At 73.8% G+C, this 17,881-nt stretch carries 16 protein-coding genes and 2 riboswitches; of the genes, 9 read left to right on the forward strand and 7 right to left on the reverse strand.

The features are described 5' to 3' along the window. The first annotated feature begins 12 nt into the window (after positions 1-12). Positions 13-2,373, forward strand: coding sequence for an ATP-binding cassette domain-containing protein (locus ACN27B_RS25200; RefSeq protein WP_422741712.1), 2,361 nt, complete (start codon positions 13-15; stop codon positions 2,371-2,373). A gap of 120 nt (positions 2,374-2,493) precedes the next feature. On the opposite strand, the gene ACN27B_RS25205 is transcribed toward ACN27B_RS25200, so the two are convergent. Further along, on the reverse strand, positions 2,494-3,360 hold the full coding sequence (locus tag ACN27B_RS25205; protein ID WP_422741713.1) for an aminoglycoside phosphotransferase family protein: 867 nt from the start codon (positions 3,358-3,360) through the stop codon (positions 2,494-2,496). Positions 3,361-3,457: 97 nt separating this feature from the next. Here ACN27B_RS25205 and ACN27B_RS25210 point away from each other — a divergent pair, with 97 nt between their 5' ends. From ACN27B_RS25210 to ACN27B_RS25220, 3 genes are all read left to right on the forward strand, one after another. Next, a complete protein-coding gene (locus ACN27B_RS25210) occupies positions 3,458-4,456 on the forward strand; it encodes a tyrosine-type recombinase/integrase (protein ID WP_099160947.1) in 999 nt (332 codons plus the stop codon). A 203-nt stretch (positions 4,457-4,659) separates the two neighbouring features. After that, positions 4,660-5,685, forward strand: coding sequence for a hypothetical protein (locus ACN27B_RS25215; protein WP_099160946.1), 1,026 nt, complete (start codon positions 4,660-4,662; stop codon positions 5,683-5,685). Next, positions 5,683-5,764: riboswitch (ZMP/ZTP riboswitch) on the forward strand. Its footprint overlaps the gene before it by 3 nt. Before the next feature lie 13 nt (positions 5,765-5,777). Continuing rightward, on the forward strand, positions 5,778-6,638 hold the full coding sequence (locus tag ACN27B_RS25220; RefSeq protein ID WP_099160945.1) for a bifunctional 5,10-methylenetetrahydrofolate dehydrogenase/5,10-methenyltetrahydrofolate cyclohydrolase: 861 nt from the start codon (positions 5,778-5,780) through the stop codon (positions 6,636-6,638). 1 nt (position 6,639) lies between these two features. Here the strand turns inward: ACN27B_RS25220 and ACN27B_RS25225 are convergent, their stop codons facing one another. Next, positions 6,640-7,419, reverse strand: a complete 780-nt coding sequence (locus ACN27B_RS25225; RefSeq protein WP_091577620.1) for an endonuclease/exonuclease/phosphatase family protein — start codon at positions 7,417-7,419, stop codon at positions 6,640-6,642. A 174-nt stretch (positions 7,420-7,593) separates the two neighbouring features. On the opposite strand from ACN27B_RS25225, the gene ACN27B_RS25230 reads away from it, so the two are divergent. After that, positions 7,594-8,370, forward strand: coding sequence for a sulfite exporter TauE/SafE family protein (locus ACN27B_RS25230; RefSeq protein WP_176558786.1), 777 nt, complete (start codon positions 7,594-7,596; stop codon positions 8,368-8,370). Next, complete coding sequence (locus ACN27B_RS25235) at positions 8,370-9,176, forward strand: GNAT family N-acetyltransferase (RefSeq protein WP_253866436.1); 807 nt, start codon at positions 8,370-8,372, stop codon at positions 9,174-9,176. The genes ACN27B_RS25230 and ACN27B_RS25235 overlap by 1 nt, the downstream gene beginning before the upstream one ends. Here the strand turns inward: ACN27B_RS25235 and def are convergent. Continuing rightward, on the reverse strand, positions 9,156-9,665 hold the full coding sequence (gene def, locus ACN27B_RS25240; protein WP_091574413.1) for a peptide deformylase: 510 nt from the start codon (positions 9,663-9,665) through the stop codon (positions 9,156-9,158). The genes ACN27B_RS25235 and def overlap by 21 nt on opposite strands. Positions 9,666-9,773: 108 nt before the next feature. On the opposite strand from def, the gene pip reads away from it, so the two are divergent. Next, a complete protein-coding gene (pip, locus tag ACN27B_RS25245) occupies positions 9,774-10,721 on the forward strand; it encodes a prolyl aminopeptidase (protein ID WP_099160942.1) in 948 nt (315 codons plus the stop codon). A 26-nt stretch (positions 10,722-10,747) separates the two neighbouring features. On the opposite strand, the gene ACN27B_RS25250 is transcribed toward pip, so the two are convergent. Then, positions 10,748-11,938 carry a chorismate-binding protein gene (locus ACN27B_RS25250; RefSeq protein WP_099160941.1) on the reverse strand — a complete coding sequence of 397 codons (1,191 nt, stop codon included), beginning with the start codon at positions 11,936-11,938 and terminating at the stop codon, positions 10,748-10,750. A 123-nt stretch (positions 11,939-12,061) separates the two neighbouring features. Here ACN27B_RS25250 and ACN27B_RS25255 point away from each other — a divergent pair, with 123 nt between their 5' ends. Then, on the forward strand, positions 12,062-12,262 hold the full coding sequence (locus ACN27B_RS25255; RefSeq protein WP_013286363.1) for a DUF5999 family protein: 201 nt from the start codon (positions 12,062-12,064) through the stop codon (positions 12,260-12,262). Positions 12,263-12,356: 94 nt separating this feature from the next. On the opposite strand, the gene gcvP is transcribed toward ACN27B_RS25255, so the two are convergent. Together gcvP and ACN27B_RS25265 are read right to left on the reverse strand one after the other, a co-directional pair. Continuing rightward, positions 12,357-15,170, reverse strand: coding sequence for an aminomethyl-transferring glycine dehydrogenase (gene gcvP, locus ACN27B_RS25260; RefSeq protein ID WP_422741714.1), 2,814 nt, complete (start codon positions 15,168-15,170; stop codon positions 12,357-12,359). 73 nt (positions 15,171-15,243) lie between these two features. Continuing rightward, positions 15,244-15,334, reverse strand: a riboswitch (glycine riboswitch). A 56-nt stretch (positions 15,335-15,390) separates the two neighbouring features. After that, positions 15,391-16,236 carry an NAD-dependent protein deacetylase gene (locus ACN27B_RS25265; RefSeq protein WP_422741715.1) on the reverse strand — a complete coding sequence of 282 codons (846 nt, stop codon included), beginning with the start codon at positions 16,234-16,236 and terminating at the stop codon, positions 15,391-15,393. 145 nt (positions 16,237-16,381) lie between these two features. On the opposite strand from ACN27B_RS25265, the gene ACN27B_RS25270 reads away from it, so the two are divergent. Next, complete coding sequence (locus tag ACN27B_RS25270; RefSeq protein ID WP_422741716.1) at positions 16,382-17,038, forward strand: NAD(P)H-binding protein; 657 nt, start codon at positions 16,382-16,384, stop codon at positions 17,036-17,038. On the opposite strand, the gene ACN27B_RS25275 is transcribed toward ACN27B_RS25270, so the two are convergent. Then, positions 17,035-17,724 (reverse strand): MerR family transcriptional regulator, encoded by a 690-nt coding sequence (locus ACN27B_RS25275; protein ID WP_422741717.1) that lies wholly within the window; start codon positions 17,722-17,724, stop codon positions 17,035-17,037. The genes ACN27B_RS25270 and ACN27B_RS25275 overlap by 4 nt on opposite strands. Positions 17,725-17,881 lie beyond the last annotated feature (157 nt).

The raw sequence follows: 17,881 nt of genomic DNA on the forward strand, positions 1-17,881 counted from the left end.
GACGGAGACACCATGACCACGGCCACCGCCGACAGCCACGACGTCATCCGCGTCCACGGCGCACGCGAGAACAACCTGCGCAACGTCGACGTCGACCTCCCCAAACGCCGCCTCACCGTCTTCACCGGCGTCTCCGGCTCCGGCAAGAGCTCCCTGGTCTTCGGCACCATCGCCGCCGAGTCCCAACGACTCATCAACGAGACCTACAGCGCCTTCGTCCAGGGCTTCATGCCCACCCTGTCCCGACCCGAGGTCGACATCCTCGAAGGCCTCACCACCGCCATCATCGTCGACCAGGAACGCATGGGCGCCGACCCGCGCTCCACCGTCGGCACCGCCACCGACGTCAACGCGATGCTACGCATCCTGTTCAGCCGCCTCGGCAACCCCCACATCGGCCCACCCAACGCCTACTCGTTCAACGTCCCGTCCGTCCGCGCCGCGGGCGCCATCACCGTCGACCGCGGCCCCGGCAAGACACAGACCAAGAAGGGCACCTTCCACCGGCTCGGCGGCATGTGCCCCCGCTGCGAGGGCCGCGGCGCCGTCACCGACTTCGACCACACCGTCCTCTACGACGAGAAGCTGTCCCTCAACGAAGGCGCCATCACCATCCCCGGCTACAGCATGGACGGCTGGTACGGCCGCATCTTCCGCTCCAGCGGCCTGTTCGACCCCGACAAGCCCATCCGCGACTACACCAAGCGCGAACTGGACGACCTGCTCCACAAGGAGCCCACCAAGATCAAGGTCGACGGCATCAACGTCACCTACACCGGCCTCATCCCGGCCATCAGCAAGTCGATGCTCGCCAAGGACGTCGACGCCATGCAGCCCCACATCCGCGCCTTCGTCGAACGCGCCGTCACGTTCACCACCTGCCCCGACTGCGACGGCACCCGGCTGGCCCCCGAAGCCCGCTCCTCGAAGATCAAGGGCATCAACATCGCCGACGCCTGCGCCATGCAGATCAGCGACCTCGCCGGCTGGGTACGCGACCTGCGCGAACCCTCCGTCGGCCCGCTGCTCAAGGCGCTGGGGGACACCCTCGACTCGTTCGTCGAGATCGGCCTCGGCTACCTCAGCCTCGACCGGCCCGCCGGCACCCTCTCCGGCGGCGAGGCGCAGCGCACCAAGATGATCCGCCACCTCGGCTCGTCCCTCACCGACGTCACGTACGTCTTCGACGAACCCACCATCGGCCTGCACCCGCACGACATCGCCCGCATGAACAACCTCCTGCTGCAACTGCGCGACAAGGGCAACACCGTCCTGGTCGTCGAACACAAACCCGAGACCATCGCCATCGCCGACCACGTCGTCGACCTCGGTCCCGGCGCCGGCACCGCCGGCGGCACCATCTGCTACGAGGGCACGGTCGCCGGCCTGCGCGCCAGCGACACCACCACCGGCCGCCACCTCGACGACCGCGCCACCCTCAAGGACAAGCCGCGTACGCCCACCGGCGCCCTGCCGATCCGCGGTGCCCGCACCCACAACCTGCGCGATGTCGACGTCGACGTCCCCCTCGGCGTCCTGGTCGTCGTCACCGGCGTCGCCGGCTCCGGCAAGAGCAGCCTCATCCACGGCTCCCTGGCCAAGCGCGAGGACGTCGTCAGCGTCGACCAGACCGCCATCCGTGGCTCCCGCCGCAGCAACCCGGCCACCTACACCGGCCTGCTCGACCCCATCCGCAAGGCCTTCGCCAGGGCCAACGGCGTCAAGCCCGCCCTGTTCAGCGCCAACTCCGAGGGCGCCTGCCCGACCTGCAACGGCGCCGGCGTCATCTACACCGACCTCGGCATGATGGCCGGCGTCGCCAGCACCTGCGAGGACTGCGAGGGCAAGCGCTTCCAGCCGGCCGTCCTCGAATATCACCTCGGTGGCCGCGACATCAGCGAGGTCCTCGCCATGTCCGTCGACGAGGCCGAGACGTTCTTCAGCGAAGGCGAGGCCCGCACGCCGGCCGCCCACACCATCCTCGACCGGCTCGCCGACGTCGGCCTCGGCTACCTCACGCTCGGTCAGCCCCTCACCACGCTGTCCGGAGGGGAGCGGCAGCGGCTCAAGCTCGCCACCCGGATGGGGGACAAGGGCGGCGTTTACGTCCTCGACGAACCGACCACCGGCCTGCACCTGGCCGACGTCGCCCAGATGCTCGGCCTGCTCGACCGGCTCGTCGACGCCGGGAAGTCCGTCATCGTGATCGAGCACCACCAGGCCGTCATGGCGCACGCCGACTGGATCATCGACCTCGGCCCGGGCGCCGGCCACGACGGCGGCCGGATCGTCTTCGAGGGCACGCCGGCCGAGCTGGTGGCCGCCCGGTCGACGCTCACCGGCGAACACCTCGCCGACTACGTCGGGTCCTGACCCGACGTACGCGGGGCGGCGGCGTCCGGCACCGACACCGCCGCCCCGCACTCCGTTCCGCTCGATTCGATAATCTACATTATGTCAAGTAAGGCGGATCGGGGGCCTCCCCGCGCCCGTTCACACCACCGGATCGGCGAGGACCTCCGCCACCACCCGCAACGGCTCCTCCGGAGCCTCGCCGCCGTACGCGACCGAGATCAGCGCCTTCCACAACGCCCACCCACGGGCCCGACGCCAACTGTCGGCGTCCAGAGCGACCGCGTCGCGGAACACCGCGCGTTCGGCGCCGACGCACCACGTCCACGCCGGCACCAGATCGCACGCCGGATCACCCACCCCGCACGTGCCGAAATCGATCACGGCAGCGAGCCGCCCGTCCACGACCAACAGGTTGCCCGCCGAGACGTCACCGTGGAACCACACCGGCGCGCCCGGCCAGGCCGAGGTCAGCGCGCGCGCCCACACCTCGCGGCAGGCGTCGCCGTCCACCCGGTCACCGAGGCGCTCCAGGGCCTGCTCGACGTCGTCGCCGTACACGCTCGGGTGGCACCCGCGGAACGCGGAGTGCCGTCCCGCGGCCGGCCCGCCGGCCGTCGGGACCCGCCGCAACGCGGCCAGCAGGGCGCCGAGCCCGCGCGCGACGGCCGTGCGGTCGACGTCGTCGGCGGCGGCCAGGGTGTCGCCGGGCAGCCAGCGGCGGACCGACCACGGGTACGGGTAGCCGGCGCCGGGCGCGCCGGTGGCTACCGGTTCGGGTACGGGCAGCGGCAGGCGGCCGGCCAGGATCGGCAGGCAGCGATCTTCCTTGGCGATTGCCGACGCGTAGCCCTCGGCGCTGGGCAGGCGGACCAGCAGGTCGCCGCCGACACGGAAGGTCCGGTTGTCCCACCCCTGTCGCGCGACGGCGGCGACCGGCAGGTGCGCCCACTGCGGGAACTGCGCGGCGACGAGGGTGCGGACGAGCGCGGCGTCGATCTCCACCATGCGGTCCAGTCTCCGGGCGTCCACAACGGCATTTCCGTCCACTCTCCCCCGGGAACGCCTGCTGGCGGGAACGCGAGAATCGTGCATAATATCCCTTATGCACGACAAAGTGGACGAAATGGTCGAGGTGTTGATCGAGGAGTTCCTGACCGCGCGGGCAACCCGAAAGCCCTCCCCCCACACCCTGGCCGCCTACCGCCGGGACCTGACCACGGTGACGGCCCTGGTGGCGGCCGACGACGGCGGCACTCCCCTCCCCCTGAACCGGCTCCCGGTGACCGCCCTGTCCCCCCGCGTGATGCGGGCGGCGTTCGCGCGTTTCGCCGCTCCCCGCGCCGCCGCGTCCGTCCACCGTGCCTGGTCCACCTGGAACAGCTTCTTCACGTTCCTCGTGGCCGAGGGTGTCGTGCCCGGGAACCCCATGCCGGCGGTGGGGCGGCCCCGCACGCCGCTCCCCCGGCCGAAGCCGCTGCGGGGCGAGGACACGCCGGAGGAGCTGCTGGCGGCGGTGGCGCGCGCGGAGGGCCGGCAGCGCGATCCGTGGCCGGAGCGGGACCTTGCGGTGCTGGCGCTGGCGCTGTGCGCGGGGTTGCGTCTGTCGGAGCTGTTGGCGTTGCGGGTGTCGTCGGTGGCGGGCCGCGCCGGTGAGCGTCGGGTGGACGTGGCGGGCAAGGGTGGGCGGCCCCGCACGGTGCCGATCGAGGCGGGGGTGGACCGGGTGCTGGTCGGCTACCTGGACAGTCGTCGGTTCCGGTTCGGCGCCCGCAGCGTGCGTCCGGACGGGCCGTTGCTGGTGGACCGGCAGGGTGAGCCGTTGCGCCGGGGCGGCCTGCAGTATCTGGTGGAGTCGTGTTACCGGCGGGCGGGCATCGGGGACCGGGTGCCGCGGGGGGCGCGGTTGCACGCGTTGCGGCACACGTTCGCCACGCGGTTGGCCGAGGACGGGGCGAGCGCGGCGGAGATCATGCGGCTGCTGGGGCACGCCTCGTTGGCGTCGTCGCAGACGTACATCGAGGTGACGGCGGGTCAGCAGCGGGCGGCGGTGGCGGCGAACCGCACCAACCGGGCGTTGTCCGGGCTGACGACACGGAGCTGACCGGGCGTCGGGCGTCGGGCGTCGGGCGTCGGGCGTCGGGCGTCGGGCGTCGGGGCAGTGTCCCCCTTCTTGGCGATATACCGCTGGGTCATATTTATGACTCAGCGGTATATCGCGTTGTGGGGTGCCCTTTCACCGAGCGGTCGCGCGACGCGGTGTCACGTCGATGGTCCGGTGGATCGGACGCTGGCAGGATCGGGTCGGTGCGGGTGGGTGCGGCGCGGGCGGTGGCGGTCCGCTGGGTGCGGGAGCGGATGCGCGTGGATCCGTCGGTGCGGGGTGCGGTGTTCAGCGGGTCGACGCTGGGGATGCCGGAGGACGCGGAGCTGCCGGCGTGGTCGGACGTGGACGTGGTGCTGGTGCGTGACTCCCCCGCGACGAAGCTGGGCAAGCTCACCCACCGGGGGGTGCTGCTGGATGTCGGCACGGTCACCTGGGCAGAGTTGGGTGGCCAGGAGGACGTGTTGGGGTCGTGGGTGTTCGCGCCGATGTTCCGCGGTGACGGGTTGATCGCGGACCCGTCGGGTCGGTTGGCGGTGATCGGGCGGCGGGTGGCTGCAGGGTTCGCGGATCCGGTGTGGGTGCGGCGGCGGTGTGCCGGGGTGCGGCGGCGGGTCGAGGTCGGGTTGCGGGTGCTGGACGCGGAGGCGCCGCTGGCGGAGCAGGTATTGGCGTGGGTGTTCCCGACGTCGCTGGTGGCGGTGTGGCCGGCGGTGGCGGGGTTGGTGGATCCGACGGTGCGGCGGCGGTACGTGCGGGCGGCGGAGGTGTTGGAGCGGTTCGGTTTCGCCGGGAGGTATCCGGAGTTGTTGACGACGCTGGACGGCGGTGGGGTGGGCGCGGGGCGGGTGCGGGAGCACCTGGCCGGGTTGGCGGTGGTGTTCGACGAGGTGGCGCGCCTGCCGCGGGCGGGGTTCGTGTTCGGCGCGGATCTGGGTGCGGCGGGGCGGCCGGTGGTGTTCGACGGGGCGGCGGAGCTGGTGGCGGCGGGGCGGCACCGGGAGGCCATGTTCTGGGTGCTGGTGACGTACGCGCGCTGTCATGCGGTGTTGGGGTCGGTGGCGCCGCGGCGGGAGCGGGCGTTGCGGCCGGCGTTCGCGGCGGTGTTGGCGGATCTCGGGGTGGCGTCGGCGGCGGATCGGCGGCGGCGGGCGGATGCGCTGCTGGCGGCGTTGCCGGGGTGGCAGGCGGTGGTGGATGCGGTCGCGGCGCGTGCTGTGGCAGGGTGAGGGGGACGCGACTGGCGGCACGGGGATGGGTTGACCATCGGGGAGCTCGTCGCGGGGGTCGACCGCCTGGGCCTCCGCGGGCGGGGTGTCGTATGTCTTCTGCGCGGTTGTTGCCGGGTGGGCCGGTGGCGGAGCGGGTGTTGGCGGAGGTCGCCGCGTCGGTGGCGGAGCTGCGTGCGGCGGGGGTGACGCCGGCGTTGGCGACGGTGCTGGTGGGTGACGACGACGCGAGCGCGGGTTACATCCGGATCAAGTCTCGGCAGGCGGCGGAGTTGGGTTTCGTGTCGCCGCACGTGCATCTGCCGGCGTCGGCGTCGCAGGCGGATCTGCACGCGGTGCTGGCGGACTTCAACGCGGACAAGGGTGTGCACGGGGTGTTGGTGCAGCATCCGATCCCGGGGCACCTGGACTACGACCGGGCGTTGGCGGAGCTGGACCCGGACAAGGACGTGGACGGGATGCATCCGGTGAACATGGGCCGGTTGGCGTTGGGGTTGCCGGGTCCGTTGCCGTGTACGCCGGCGGGGATCGAGGCGTTGTTGGCGTTTCACGGGGTGCCGGTGGCGGGCCGGGAGGTGGTGGTGCTGGGTCGGGGTGCGACGTTGGGTCGGCCGTTGGCGATGTTGTTGGCGCAGAAGCGGCCGACGGCGAACGCGGCGGTGACGGTGGTGCACACGGGGGTGGCGGACTGGCCGCGGTACACGCGGCGGGCGGAGATCCTGGTGGCGGCGGCGGGGGTGCCGGGGATCGTGCGGCCGGAGCATGTGCGTCCGGGTGCGGTGGTGGTCGGTGGTGGGGTGCGCTACGAGGGGCGGCGGTTGCTGCCGGACGTGGACGAGTCGTGTGCCGAGGTGGCGGGGGCGATCACGCCGCGCGTCGGTGGGGTGGGTCCGACGACGGTGGCGATGTTGTTCCGCAACGCGGTGCGGGCGGCGGCGCGGCAGACCGGCTAGGTCAGCCGAGGTCGACGACGAGAGGCCGGTGGTCGGAGATGGTGGCCAGGGGGGTGTCGACGGCGGTGACCGGTGGGAGCCGGTCGAGGTGCTGCCGGTCGGCGAGGATGTGGTCGAGTTGGACGCGGGGTTGCCCGGCCGGGTAGGTGGGGCGGCGGGCCAGGGGTCGCCAGCGGGACAGGGCGGCGGCGGGTCCGGCGGGCAGGTTGAGGTCGCCGAGCAGGATCCGGGGTGCGGGCAGGGCGCGCAGGGCGCGCACGACGCGGCGCAGTTGCCACACGTTCCAGCCGGGGACGAAGGACAGGTGGGTGGCGGCGACGGTGAGCGGGCCGTGGGGGGTGTCGAGGACTGCGGCGAGCACGACGCGGGGTTCGTCGCGGAGCAGGACGAGTCCGCCGCCGGGGCCGGGTACGTAGATGGGTGAGCGTACGGGTGCGGCGCGCAGTCGGGTGACCTGCCAGGAGCGGACGGGGTGGCGGCTGATCAGGCCGATGCCGTAGAGGGGTTCGCCGTGGCCGTCGTCGTCGTGGGTGAGGGGGCGGAACTGTTCGCCGGGGGTGCCGACGACGGCGGCGGCGAAGCGGTGGTGTTCGGCGTGCAGGGCGCGGGCGGCGAGGGCGGTGAGGTCGAGTTTGCCGCTGCGGCTCTGGTCGCGGTCGACCTCCTGCAGGGCGAGGACGTCGGCGTCGAGGGCGGTGACGGCGGCGGTGAGCCGGTCCGGGTCGACGAGCCCGTCGGTGAGGGAACGGCCGTGCAGCAGGTTGAAGGTGGCCAGGCGCACCTGCACACCCTACGTCGCCGTGGCAGGCTTGCCGGGTGCTGAAGCTGCTGTGCTGTTCGATGCTGGTGTTCGTGGCGGTGGCGTCGGTGGGGATGTGGTTGCGGCGGCGTCGGGGCCGGTGAGGCTGGCCACAGGTGGTCTCGTCGCCGGTGGCGGGGTGGGAAGAATGCGGCCGTGGATGCCGTGTCGCTGACGACGTTGTTGGGCGCTGCCGCGCTGGCCGGGTGGGTGGACGCGGTGGTGGGCGGCGGTGGGCTGTTGTTGTTGCCGGCGTTGTTGGTGGCGGCGCCGGGGCTGCCGGTGGCCACGGCGTTGGGGACGAACAAGCTGGCGGCGATCTTCGGGACGTCGACGGCGGCGGTGACGTACGCGCGGCGGACGAAGCTGGACTGGGCGGTGGCGGGTCCGGCGGCGGGGCTGGCGGTGGTGACGGCGGGGTTGGGTGCGGCGTTGGCGGGGTTGGTGCCGGCGGGGGCGTACCGGCCGGTGGTGCTGGTGGTGTTGGTGTCGGTGGCGGTGTTCGTGCTGACCCGGCCGCGGTTGGGGGTGGTGGCGTCGCCGGCGCGGCGGACCCGTGGGCGGGTGGTGGCGGCGGTGGCGGTGGCCGGGGTGGGCATCGCGTTGTACGACGGGTTGATCGGTCCGGGTACGGGCACGTTCCTGGTGTTGGCGTTCACCGCGCTGGTGGGTGCGGATTTCCTGCACGGGTCGGCGATGGCGAAGGTGGTCAACGCAGGGACGAACCTGGGGGCGCTGGTGGTGTTCGGGGTGACCGGGCACGTGTGGTGGTTGTTGGGTGCGGCGATGGCGGTGTGCAACGTGGCGGGGGCGATGGTGGGCGCGCGGATGGCGTTGCGGCGTGGCGCCGGGTTCGTGCGGGTGGTGCTGCTGGTGGTGGTGCTGGCGTTGGTGGCGCGGCTGGGTTACGACCAGTGGACGGCGGTGCGGTGATGGCCGTGCGGGCGGAGCACGACCGGGCGGTGTTGGCCGGGTTGCTGGGTCGGGATCCGGTGTTGCACGCGTACCAGTTGGGTGATCTGGACGATTTCTTCTGGCCGTACACGTCGTGGTTCCGTCGTGGTGACGAGGTGGTGTTGCTGTACCACGGGGTGGAGTTGCCGACGTTGTTGGCGTTCGCGGCGCCGGAGCGGGTGGCGGCGTTGTCGGGGTTGCTGGTGGAGGCGGCGCCGGTGCTGCCGGCGCGGTTGTGGGCGCACCTGTCCCCCGGCCTGGAGGCGACGGTGTCGCGGTGGTACGCGGTGTCGGACGCGGCGGCGCACCTGCGGATGGCGTGGACGGATCCTCCGCGTGCGGCGGCGGTGCCGGCGGTGGGTGAGCCGTTGGGTCGGGTTGATCTGGCGGAGTTGCGGGAGTTGTACGCGGTGGCGTATCCGGGGAACTGGTTCGATCCGCGGATGCTGGACACCGGCCAGTACGTGGGGGTGCGGGAGCGGGGCCGGTTGGTGGCGGTGGCCGGGGTGCACGTGTGGTCGCCGCGGTGGCGGGTGGCGGCGTTGGGGAATGTGACGACGCATCCGGACGTGCGGGGGCGTGGTCTGGGGGCGGGTGTGGTGGCGGCGTTGTGCGCGCGGCTGCTGGCGTCGGTGGATCACGTGACGCTCAACGTGCGGGCGGACAACGCCGCGGCGGTGCGGTTGTACGAGCGGTTGGGGTTCACCGCGGTCGCCGGGTTCACCGAGTGCGCGTTGACCCGGCTGACCGGACCGGCGGCTGGGTCAGCGGGCGCGGCTGGGTGAGTCGAACCGGCCGGCGCGGATCTCGCGCAGCGCGCGGCGGCGGGTGTCGCCGCGCAGCGTGTCGACGTAGAGGCGGCCGCGCAGGTGGTCGGTCTCGTGTTGCAGGGCGCGGGCGAGGAAGCCGGTGCCGGTGACGGTGAGCGGTTCGCCGTGCTGGTCGACGCCGTGGGCGGTGGCGTGCAGCGCCCGGGGGGTCGGGAAGTAGAGCCCGGGGATGGACAGGCAGCCCTCGTCGTCGTCCTGGAGTTCCTCGGACAACTCCAGGGTGGGGTTGACCATGTGGCCGCGGTGGCCGTCGGCCTGGTAGACGAACACCTGGGCGTTGACGCCGATCTGCGGGGCGGCGACGCCGGCGCGCCCGGGTGCGCCGAGCAGGGTGTCCATCAGGTCCTGCACGAGGGTGCGCAGCTCGGCGTCGAAGCTGGTGATCGGCTCGCTGGGGGTGCGCAGCACGGGGTCGCCGATGATCCGGATCGGGCGCATAGTCATGCCCGGAAGGCTATCCGTTGCTTACCGGCTCGGGGTGCCCACCCGTCGGCGCGGCGGGCGGGTCGTAGGGTGGGCGCGCTGTCGGATCCGTCGTGGGAGGGGTGTGGCATGTATCCACCGGTCGAGCCGTACGCGCGGGGGATGCTGGACGTCGGTGACGGGCAGCGGATCCACTGGGAGACCAGCGGCAATCCCGACGGCCGTGCGGCGCTGGTGGTGCACGGTGGCCCCGGGTCGGGTGCGGGCGCGTCGTGGCGGCGGTTGTTCGACCCGGCCGCCTACCGGATCGTGCTGTTCGACCAGCGCGGCTGCGGGCGCAGCACCCCGCCGGTGTCCGATCCGGCCACCGACCTGTCGGTGAACACCACCGGGCATCTGGTGGCCGACATGGAGGCGCTGCGCGCGCATCTGGGGGTGGACCGGTGGTTGTTGTGCGGCGCCTCGTGGGGGTCGACGTTGTCGTTGGCGTACGCCCAGCGGCACCCGGATCGGGTGAGCGCGCTGGTGTTGTTCAGCGTGGTGGCCACGACCGCGCGGGAGGTCGAGTGGGTGACCCGGGACATGGGTCGGATTTTCCCGCAGCAGTGGGCGCGGTTCCGCGACGGGGTGCCGGAGGTCGACCGTGACGGTGACCTGGCGGCCGCGTACGCCCGGTTGGTGAACGACCCCGACCCGGCGGTGCGGGAGCGGGCGGCCCGCGACTGGTGCGATTGGGAGGACGTGCACGTCTCCCTGGCCGGCGGGTTCGCGCCGGATCCCCGGTTCGCCGACCCGGTGTTCCGGTTCGGGTTCACCCGGCTGGTCACCCACTACTTCGCCAACCGGGGGTTCCTGCCCGACGGGCAGCTGTTCCGCGACGCGGGCCGCCTGGCCGGGATTCCGGGGGTGATGGTGCAGGGCCGGTTGGACGTCAGTGGTCCGCCGGACGTCGCGTGGCGTCTGGCGCGGGACTGGCCGGACGCGCGGCTGGAGATCGTGGAGGCCGGTGGGCACGGCAGCGGGCACGGTGTGGGTGAGCGGGTGGTCGCCGCCCTGGACGCGTTCGCCGCCGCCTGAGCCGTCACCGGCTGCGGCCGCAGGGGTCAGCCGGCGGCGAGCAGGGCGCGCACCGGGGCGGCCTTGGCGGCGGCCTCGGCGACCTCGGCGGCGGGGTCGCTGCCCCAGGTGATGCCGCCGCCGGCCCACAGGTGCAGCCGGTGGGCGTCGGCGGCGGCGGTGCGGATGGTCAGTCCCAGGTCGAGCCGGCCGGGGCCGATCCAGCCGAGCGCGCCCATGCCGGCGCCGCGTCCGACCGGTTCCAGCGCGGCCAGGTGTGTCAGGGCGGCGTGTTTGGGTGCGCCGGTGACCGACCCGCCGGGGCTGACCGCGTGCAGCAGGTCGGCCAGGCCGAGGCCGTCGGCGGGCGCCGCGGACACGGTCGACTCGGCCTGCCACAGGTCGCACCAGCGGCGTACGGCGAACAGTTCGTCGACGCGTACGGAGCCGGTGCGGGCCACCCGGGCGAGGTCGTTGCGTTCCAGGTCGACGATCATCACGTGTTCGGCGCGTTCCTTGGCCGAGGCGAGCAGTTCGCGGCGGCCGGCGGGGGTGGCCGGGCGGGTGCCCTTGATCGGTCGGGTGACCAGGCGGCCGTGTTCCAGCGCGACGAGTGTCTCCGGGGAGGCGCAGCCGACCGCCCAGCCCGCGCCGGTGAGGGTGCCGCCGTAGCGGGCGCCGGGCAGCGCGGCGAGGCGGGCCAGCGCCGGGCGGGGGTCCCCGGCGTACGGGGCGGCGGCGTGGCCGACGAGGTTGACCTGGTAGACGTCGCCGCGTCCGATGGCGGCGCGGACGGCGTCGACGGCGGCGGCGTGCTCGGCGGCGCTCCAGCTGTCCTGCCAGTCCCCCAGCCACCATCGGTCGGGCGTCGGGCGGCGGGTGGGTGGCCGGTCGGTGTGGTGGTAGACGACCACGGCCAGGTCCGGCAGCGCGGGGGCGGGGCTCGGCGCGCCGGGTGGGGCGCCGAGCGTGTTCGCGCCGGCGGCGGCGGAGAGGAACAGCGCCGCGCCGCACACCCCGTCCGGCGTGTGCCGGGCGGGTCGGGCAAGGTCGTCGGTCGGTACGCCGTGCGCGGCGAGGAAGCGTTGCGCCAGCTCAGCGGGGTCGCCGCCGTCGCCGACGCGCCACTGCAGCCGGGCGGTCTCGACCAACCGGCCACGGCACGCGGAGGGCGCGCCGGGGGCATCGACCGGCACCTGTGGGAGCGCTTCCACAACGTCTGGCCGGTTCCGGCTCATCCGTTCAGCCGATTCTGGGTGAACAAGACGCATCCTTGCTCGATGCCGCTCAGTTTTCCTTGGTACTGTGCGTCACTGGTCATGTGAACCATGACACAGTGCCCCCACAGTCCGGAGAACCCGATGTGTCAGCACCAGCCCACCTGCCCCTCCGCCGACGCGACCGACCGAGAAGCCGCCCGCGTCCTCGCCTGCTTCCCTGAGCAGGGCTGGAGCCTGCTCTGCAACGGCGTCATCGTCTTCGAGGACACCGGTGAGCTGCTCCCCGACGGGCGGACCATCGCCCCGCACCGGGGACCGGCCCGCCACGCCCTCGTCGCCTGAGCGATCACGCAGCGTCAGTGAGCGTACGCGCCGACGGAGATCGTCGGCGCGCCGGCCGGGGCGGCCGTGTCCCCACCGCCCCGGCGCGATGCGCTCAGTCCTCCTCGAACGCCTCCGGCGCCGGACACGAGCAGACCAGGTTCCGGTCGCCGTACGCGCCGTCGATGCGCCGCACCGGCGGCCAGTACTTCCCCACCCGGTCCGTGTCGCCCGGGTAGGCGCCCACCGACCGCGGGTACGGGTGCGGCCACTCGTCGGCGGAGACCATCGCCGCCGTGTGCGGCGCGTGGGACAGCGGGTTGTCCCCCGCCGGCCACTGCCCCGAGCCGACCTTGTCGATCTCCGCGCGGATGGCGATCATCGCCTCGCAGAACCGGTCCAGCTCGGCCAGGTCCTCGCTCTCGGTCGGCTCCACCATCAGCGTCCCCGCCACCGGGAACGACATCGTCGGCGCGTGGAAGCCGTAGTCGATCAGCCGCTTGGCCACGTCGTCGACGCTCACCCCGGTCGCCTTGGTCAGCGGCCGCAGGTCCAGGATGCACTCGTGGGCCACCAGGCCCTTGTTGCCGGCGTAGAGCACCGGGAAGTGCGCGCGCAGCCGCGCCGCCACGTAGTTCGCGGCGAGCACCGCCACGCCGGTGGCCCGGGCCAGCCCGTCCGCGCCCATCATCCGCAGGTACGCCCACGGGATCGGCAGGATCCCCGCCGACCCGTACCGGGCCGCCGAGATCGCCGGCCGCCCGTCGGCCGGGTCGCCCGGCAGGAACGGCGCCAGGTGCGCCCGCACCGCCACCGGCCCGACGCCGGGGCCGCCGCCGCCGTGCGGGATGCAGAACGTCTTGTGCAGGTTCAGGTGCGACACGTCCGCCCCGAACTTGCCCGGCTTGGCGAACCCGACCAGCGCGTTGAGGTTCGCCCCGTCGACGTACACCTGACCGCCGGCGTCGTGGACCTTCGCGCACAACTGCGCGATGCCGGTCTCGTACACCCCGTGCGTCGACGGGTACGTCACCATGATCGCGGCGAGCGCGTCCCGGTGCTTGTCGATCTTCGCGTCGAGGTCGACCAGGTCGACGTTGCCGTCGGCGTCGCAGCCGACCACGACCACCCGCATGCCGGCCATCACCGCCGACGCGGCGTTGGTGCCGTGCGCCGACGACGGGATCAGGCACACGTCGCGGTGCCCCTGGCCGCGCTCGCGGTGGTAGGCGCGGATGGCCAGCAGCCCGGCCAGCTCACCCTGCGAGCCGGCGTTGGGCTGCACGCTGACCGCGTCGTAGCCGGTGACCTCCGCCAGCCAGCCCTCCAGCTGGGCGATCATCTCCCGGTAGCCGGCGGTCTGCGTGTCCGGCGCGAACGGGTGCACGTGCGCGAACTCCGGCCAGCTGATCGGCTCCATCTCGGTGGTGGCGTTGAGCTTCATCGTGCACGAGCCCAGCGGGATCATGCCCCGGTCCAGGGCGTAGTCGAAGTCGGCCAGCCGGCGCAGGTAGCGCAGCATCGCCGTCTCCGAGTGGTGGGTGCGGAACACCGGGTGGGTGAGGAAGTCCGACGTGCGGGCCAGCCCGCCCGGCAGGCCCGCGTCGACGTCCCCGTCGAACCCGTCGACGCCGAACGCCGCCCACACCGCCTGAAGGTGCGCGGCGGTGGTGGTCTCGTCGCAGGAGACACCGACCCGGTCGGCGTCGACCAGCCGCAGGTTCACGTTGCGCTCGGCGGCGGCGGCCACCACCTGCGCGGCGCGGCCCGGCACGGTCGCGGTGACCGTGTCGAAGAACGGCACGTCGGCCACGTCCACACCGCCGGCGCGCAGCCCGGCGGCGAGCCGGGCCGCCGCCTCGTGGGTGCGCCGGGCGATCGCGCGCAGCCCGTCCGGGCCGTGGTAGACCGCGTACATGCCGGCCATCACGGCGAGGAGCACCTGCGCGGTGCAGATGTTGCTGGTCGCCTTCTCCCGGCGGATGTGCTGCTCGCGGGTCTGCAACGCCAGCCGGTACGCCGGGTTGCCGTCGGCGTCGCGGGACACCCCGACCAGCCGGCCGGGCAGCATCCGCTCCAGGCCGGCGCGCACGGCCAGGTAGCCGGCGTGCGGGCCACCGAAACCCATGGGTACGCCGAAACGCTGGGTGGTGCCGGCGGCGATGTCGGCGCCGATCTCCCCCGGCGGGCGCAGCAGCGTCAGCGCCAGCAGGTCCGCCGCGACGGTCACCAGCGCGCCCACGCCGTGCGCCGCCTCGACCAGCGCCCGGTGGTCGCGGACCGCGCCGGACGCGCCCGGGTACTGCAGGTGCAGGCCGAAGAACTCCGCCGGCAGGTCGTCGCGCTCCACGTCGAGCACGCGCACCTCGATGCCGAGCGGCTCGGCGCGGCTGGTGATCACCGCGACGGTCTGCGGCAGCGCGTCGGCGTCCACCACGTACACCGGGCTCCTGCTCCTGGACGCGCGGCGGGCGAGGGTCATCGCCTCGGCCGCGGCGGTGCCCTCGTCGAGCATCGAGGCGTTCGCGGTGGCCAGGCCGGTCAGGTCGGTGACCATGGTCTGGAAGTTCAGCAGCGCCTCCAGCCGGCCCTGGCTGATCTCCGGCTGGTACGGGGTGTACGCGGTGTACCAGGCCGGGTTCTCCAGCACGTTGCGGCGGATCACCGCCGGGGTGTGGGTGCCGTGGTAGCCCAGGCCGATCATCGACACGGCGACGGTGTTGCGGGCCGCGAGGGCGCGCAGCTCCGCCAGGGCCTCCCGCTCCGAGGCGGGCGCGGGCAGGTCGAGGGTGCCGTGCCAGCGGATCACCTCGGGGATCGCGGCGTCCATCAGCTCGTCGACGGAGCTGTAGCCGACGGCCTCCAGCATCCGGCGCTCGTCGTCCGGGCCGGGGCCGATGTGCCGGTCGGCGAACTGCTCTGCGGTCATGGGCGGCGCTCCTTGTGGGGGCGAGGTCGACGGGTCGGCCTCCCCCTGAGTCGCGCTGACGCGCTCCACAGCGCCTGCCCACGTGGTCCTTTTGCCTGAGAGGTTCCGGGGAGAATCTGCCCCTTCGGCGCCGTCGGCGAGACGGTCTCTCCCACGTGGGTGGTACCGGCACCTCCCACGCTACCAGCGGGCGTGTTTCCGGCTCATGTCCCGGGGGTGATCACCGCGCCGCCGGCACCGGTTCGGCGAGCGCGGCGGTCAGCGCGGTGAGGGTGGCGCCCAGCGGGGCGTCCAGGCGCAGCGTGGCGTACCCGTCGCCGCGGGTGGCGCCCTGGTTGACGATGCCCACCGGGATGCCGTGCTTCGCCGCGCGCAACACGAACCGCCGCCCCGACATCACCGTCAGGGACGACCCCAGCACCAGCAGCGCCCGGGCCCGCTCGACCAGCGCGAAGCAGTCGGCCACCCGGGGCGCCGGCACCGTCTCGCCGAAGAACACCACGTCCGGTTTCAGCATGCCGGTGCCGCACACCCCGCAGTCGACGGCGCGGAACCCGGTCACCGCCTCGTCGGGCAGGTCCACGTCGCCGTCGGGATTGACGTGCGCCGCGACCGCGTCGAAGCCCGGGTTCGCCTCGGACAGGCGCCGGTGCAGCTCGTCGCGGCCGGTGGCGTTGCCGCAGTCCAGACAGGTCACCTCGTCGAGGCGGCCGTGCAGCTCGATCACCCCGGTGGCGCCCGCGGCGGTGTGCAGCCCGTCGACGTTCTGGGTGATGATCCCGTCGAGGAGCCCGGCGCGCTGCAGGCGGGCCACCGCCCGGTGCCCGTCGTTGGGCGCGGCCCGCGCGATGGTGTGCCACCCCAGGTGGCTGCGCGCCCAGTAGCGCCGCCGGGCCACCGGGTCGCGGGTGAACGCCTGGTAGGTCATCGGGGTGTGCCGGCGGGCCGCGCCGCTGGGCCCCCGGTAGTCGGGAATGCCCGACTCGGTGGACAGGCCGGCGCCGCTGAGCACCACCACACCCCCGGCGGCCACCAGCCGCGTCAACGCCTCGAACTCGTCACTCACCCGTCCATGCTCCCTCGCCCACCCCCACACCTCCCACCCCCGCTGCCCGCATCACTCGGCCGATCATGAGGGTGGCGCCGCCAACCTCATGATCGGCGGGGCCGGTCACCCGGCGGCGCACGGTGTGGCGGGCTAGGTTGAGGGCATGCGCGTCGTCATCGCCGGAGGCCACGGAAAGATCGCCAAGCTGCTGGAGCGGGAACTCGCCGGACGCGGGGACACCGCCGTCGGGTTGATCCGCAACCCCGAGCACGAGGCCGCGCTGCGCGCCGCCGGCGCCCAGCCGCTGGTGTGCGACCTGGAACACACCGACGTCGACACCCTCGCCGCCCACCTCGCCGGCGCCGACGCGGTGGTGTTCGCCGCCGGGGCCGGGCCGGGCAGCGGCGCCGACCGTAAGGACACCGTCGACCGGTGCGCCGCCGTGCTGCTCGCCGACGCCGCCGTCCGCGCCGGCGTCCGCCGCTACCTGCTGGTCTCCTCGATGGGCGTGGACGACCCGCCCGCCGCCGGCACCGACGCGGTGTGGGCGGCGTACCTGCGGGCCAAGAAGGCCGCCGAGGACGAGGTCACCGCCCGGGACCTGGACGTGACAGTGCTGCGCCCCAGCCGGCTCACCGACGACGAACCGGCCGGCCGGATCACCCTGGCCCGGCACGTCGACGCCGGCGCGGTCAGCCGCGCCGACGTGGCCCGGGTGCTGCTGGCCCTGCTGTACGCCCCGGGCACCGCCGGCCGCACCGTCGAACTCGTCGGCGGGGACACCCCCATCGCCGAGGCGGTCGGCGCCCTCGCCGGCTAGCTCCCGTCCGCGTCGAGGTAGGCGGCCAGCGCGGCGGCGCCGGTGAGCAGGGCCCGCCCGCGCGCCCCCAGCCGGGCCCGCCAGTCGCCCAGCACCGCGTCGAGGTCCGCCACACCCCCGGCGGCGCGGACCTCGACGAGCAGCGGGACGATCCGGGCCAGCGGGTAACCGCCGCGCCGCAGCTGACCCACCAGCAACGCGTCCCGCACGTCCGCCGGCCGGTACACCCGGTAACCGGTGCGCGGGTCCCGGCCCGGGCACAGCAGACCCGCGCGTTCCCACTGCCGCAGCGTGGCCGGCCGGACCCCCAGCCGGCGGGCCAGCGCACCGACGAACACCGCGCCGCGCCCCGACGCCACGTCCTCGCCGGTCCCGGCCGGCAGGTCCGCCAGCGCCGCCGCCACCGCGTCGAGGGTCCGGCGGTCGTCCAGCAACCGGGCGTGACCGGTGTCGACCAGCCGCAGCGCCTCGTCCACCGCACCCCGGTGCACCGCCCGCATGATCGCCGTCGCCGCCCGATGGCCGTGCCCGGCGACCAGGGCCAGGAACGCCCGCAACGCCGCCGCGTGCCGCGCGGTGTAGGTGCGGTAGCCGTGCCCGGTGCGCGCCGCCTCCGGCAACACCCCGGCCGCCTCGTAGTTACGCACCGCCTGCGTGGACACGCCGTACGCGCGCGCCAGGTCCACCGGCCGCAGCCGGTCCCGTGCCCGCGGGTGCCGCCCCACCACCCCGCCCGGATCATCGAAGATTCCACCGTCGACCCCGACGATACGGGCGACCGTCCGGCCCGGCCCACCGACGTCGGTGGGCCGGGCCGGACGGTCGGGGTGGGCCGGGCCGGCG

Origin of the sequence: Micromonospora sp. WMMD754 (assembly GCF_049315235.1) — a bacterium.
Classification (GTDB): Bacteria; Actinomycetota; Actinomycetes; order Mycobacteriales; family Micromonosporaceae; genus Micromonospora; species Micromonospora sediminicola.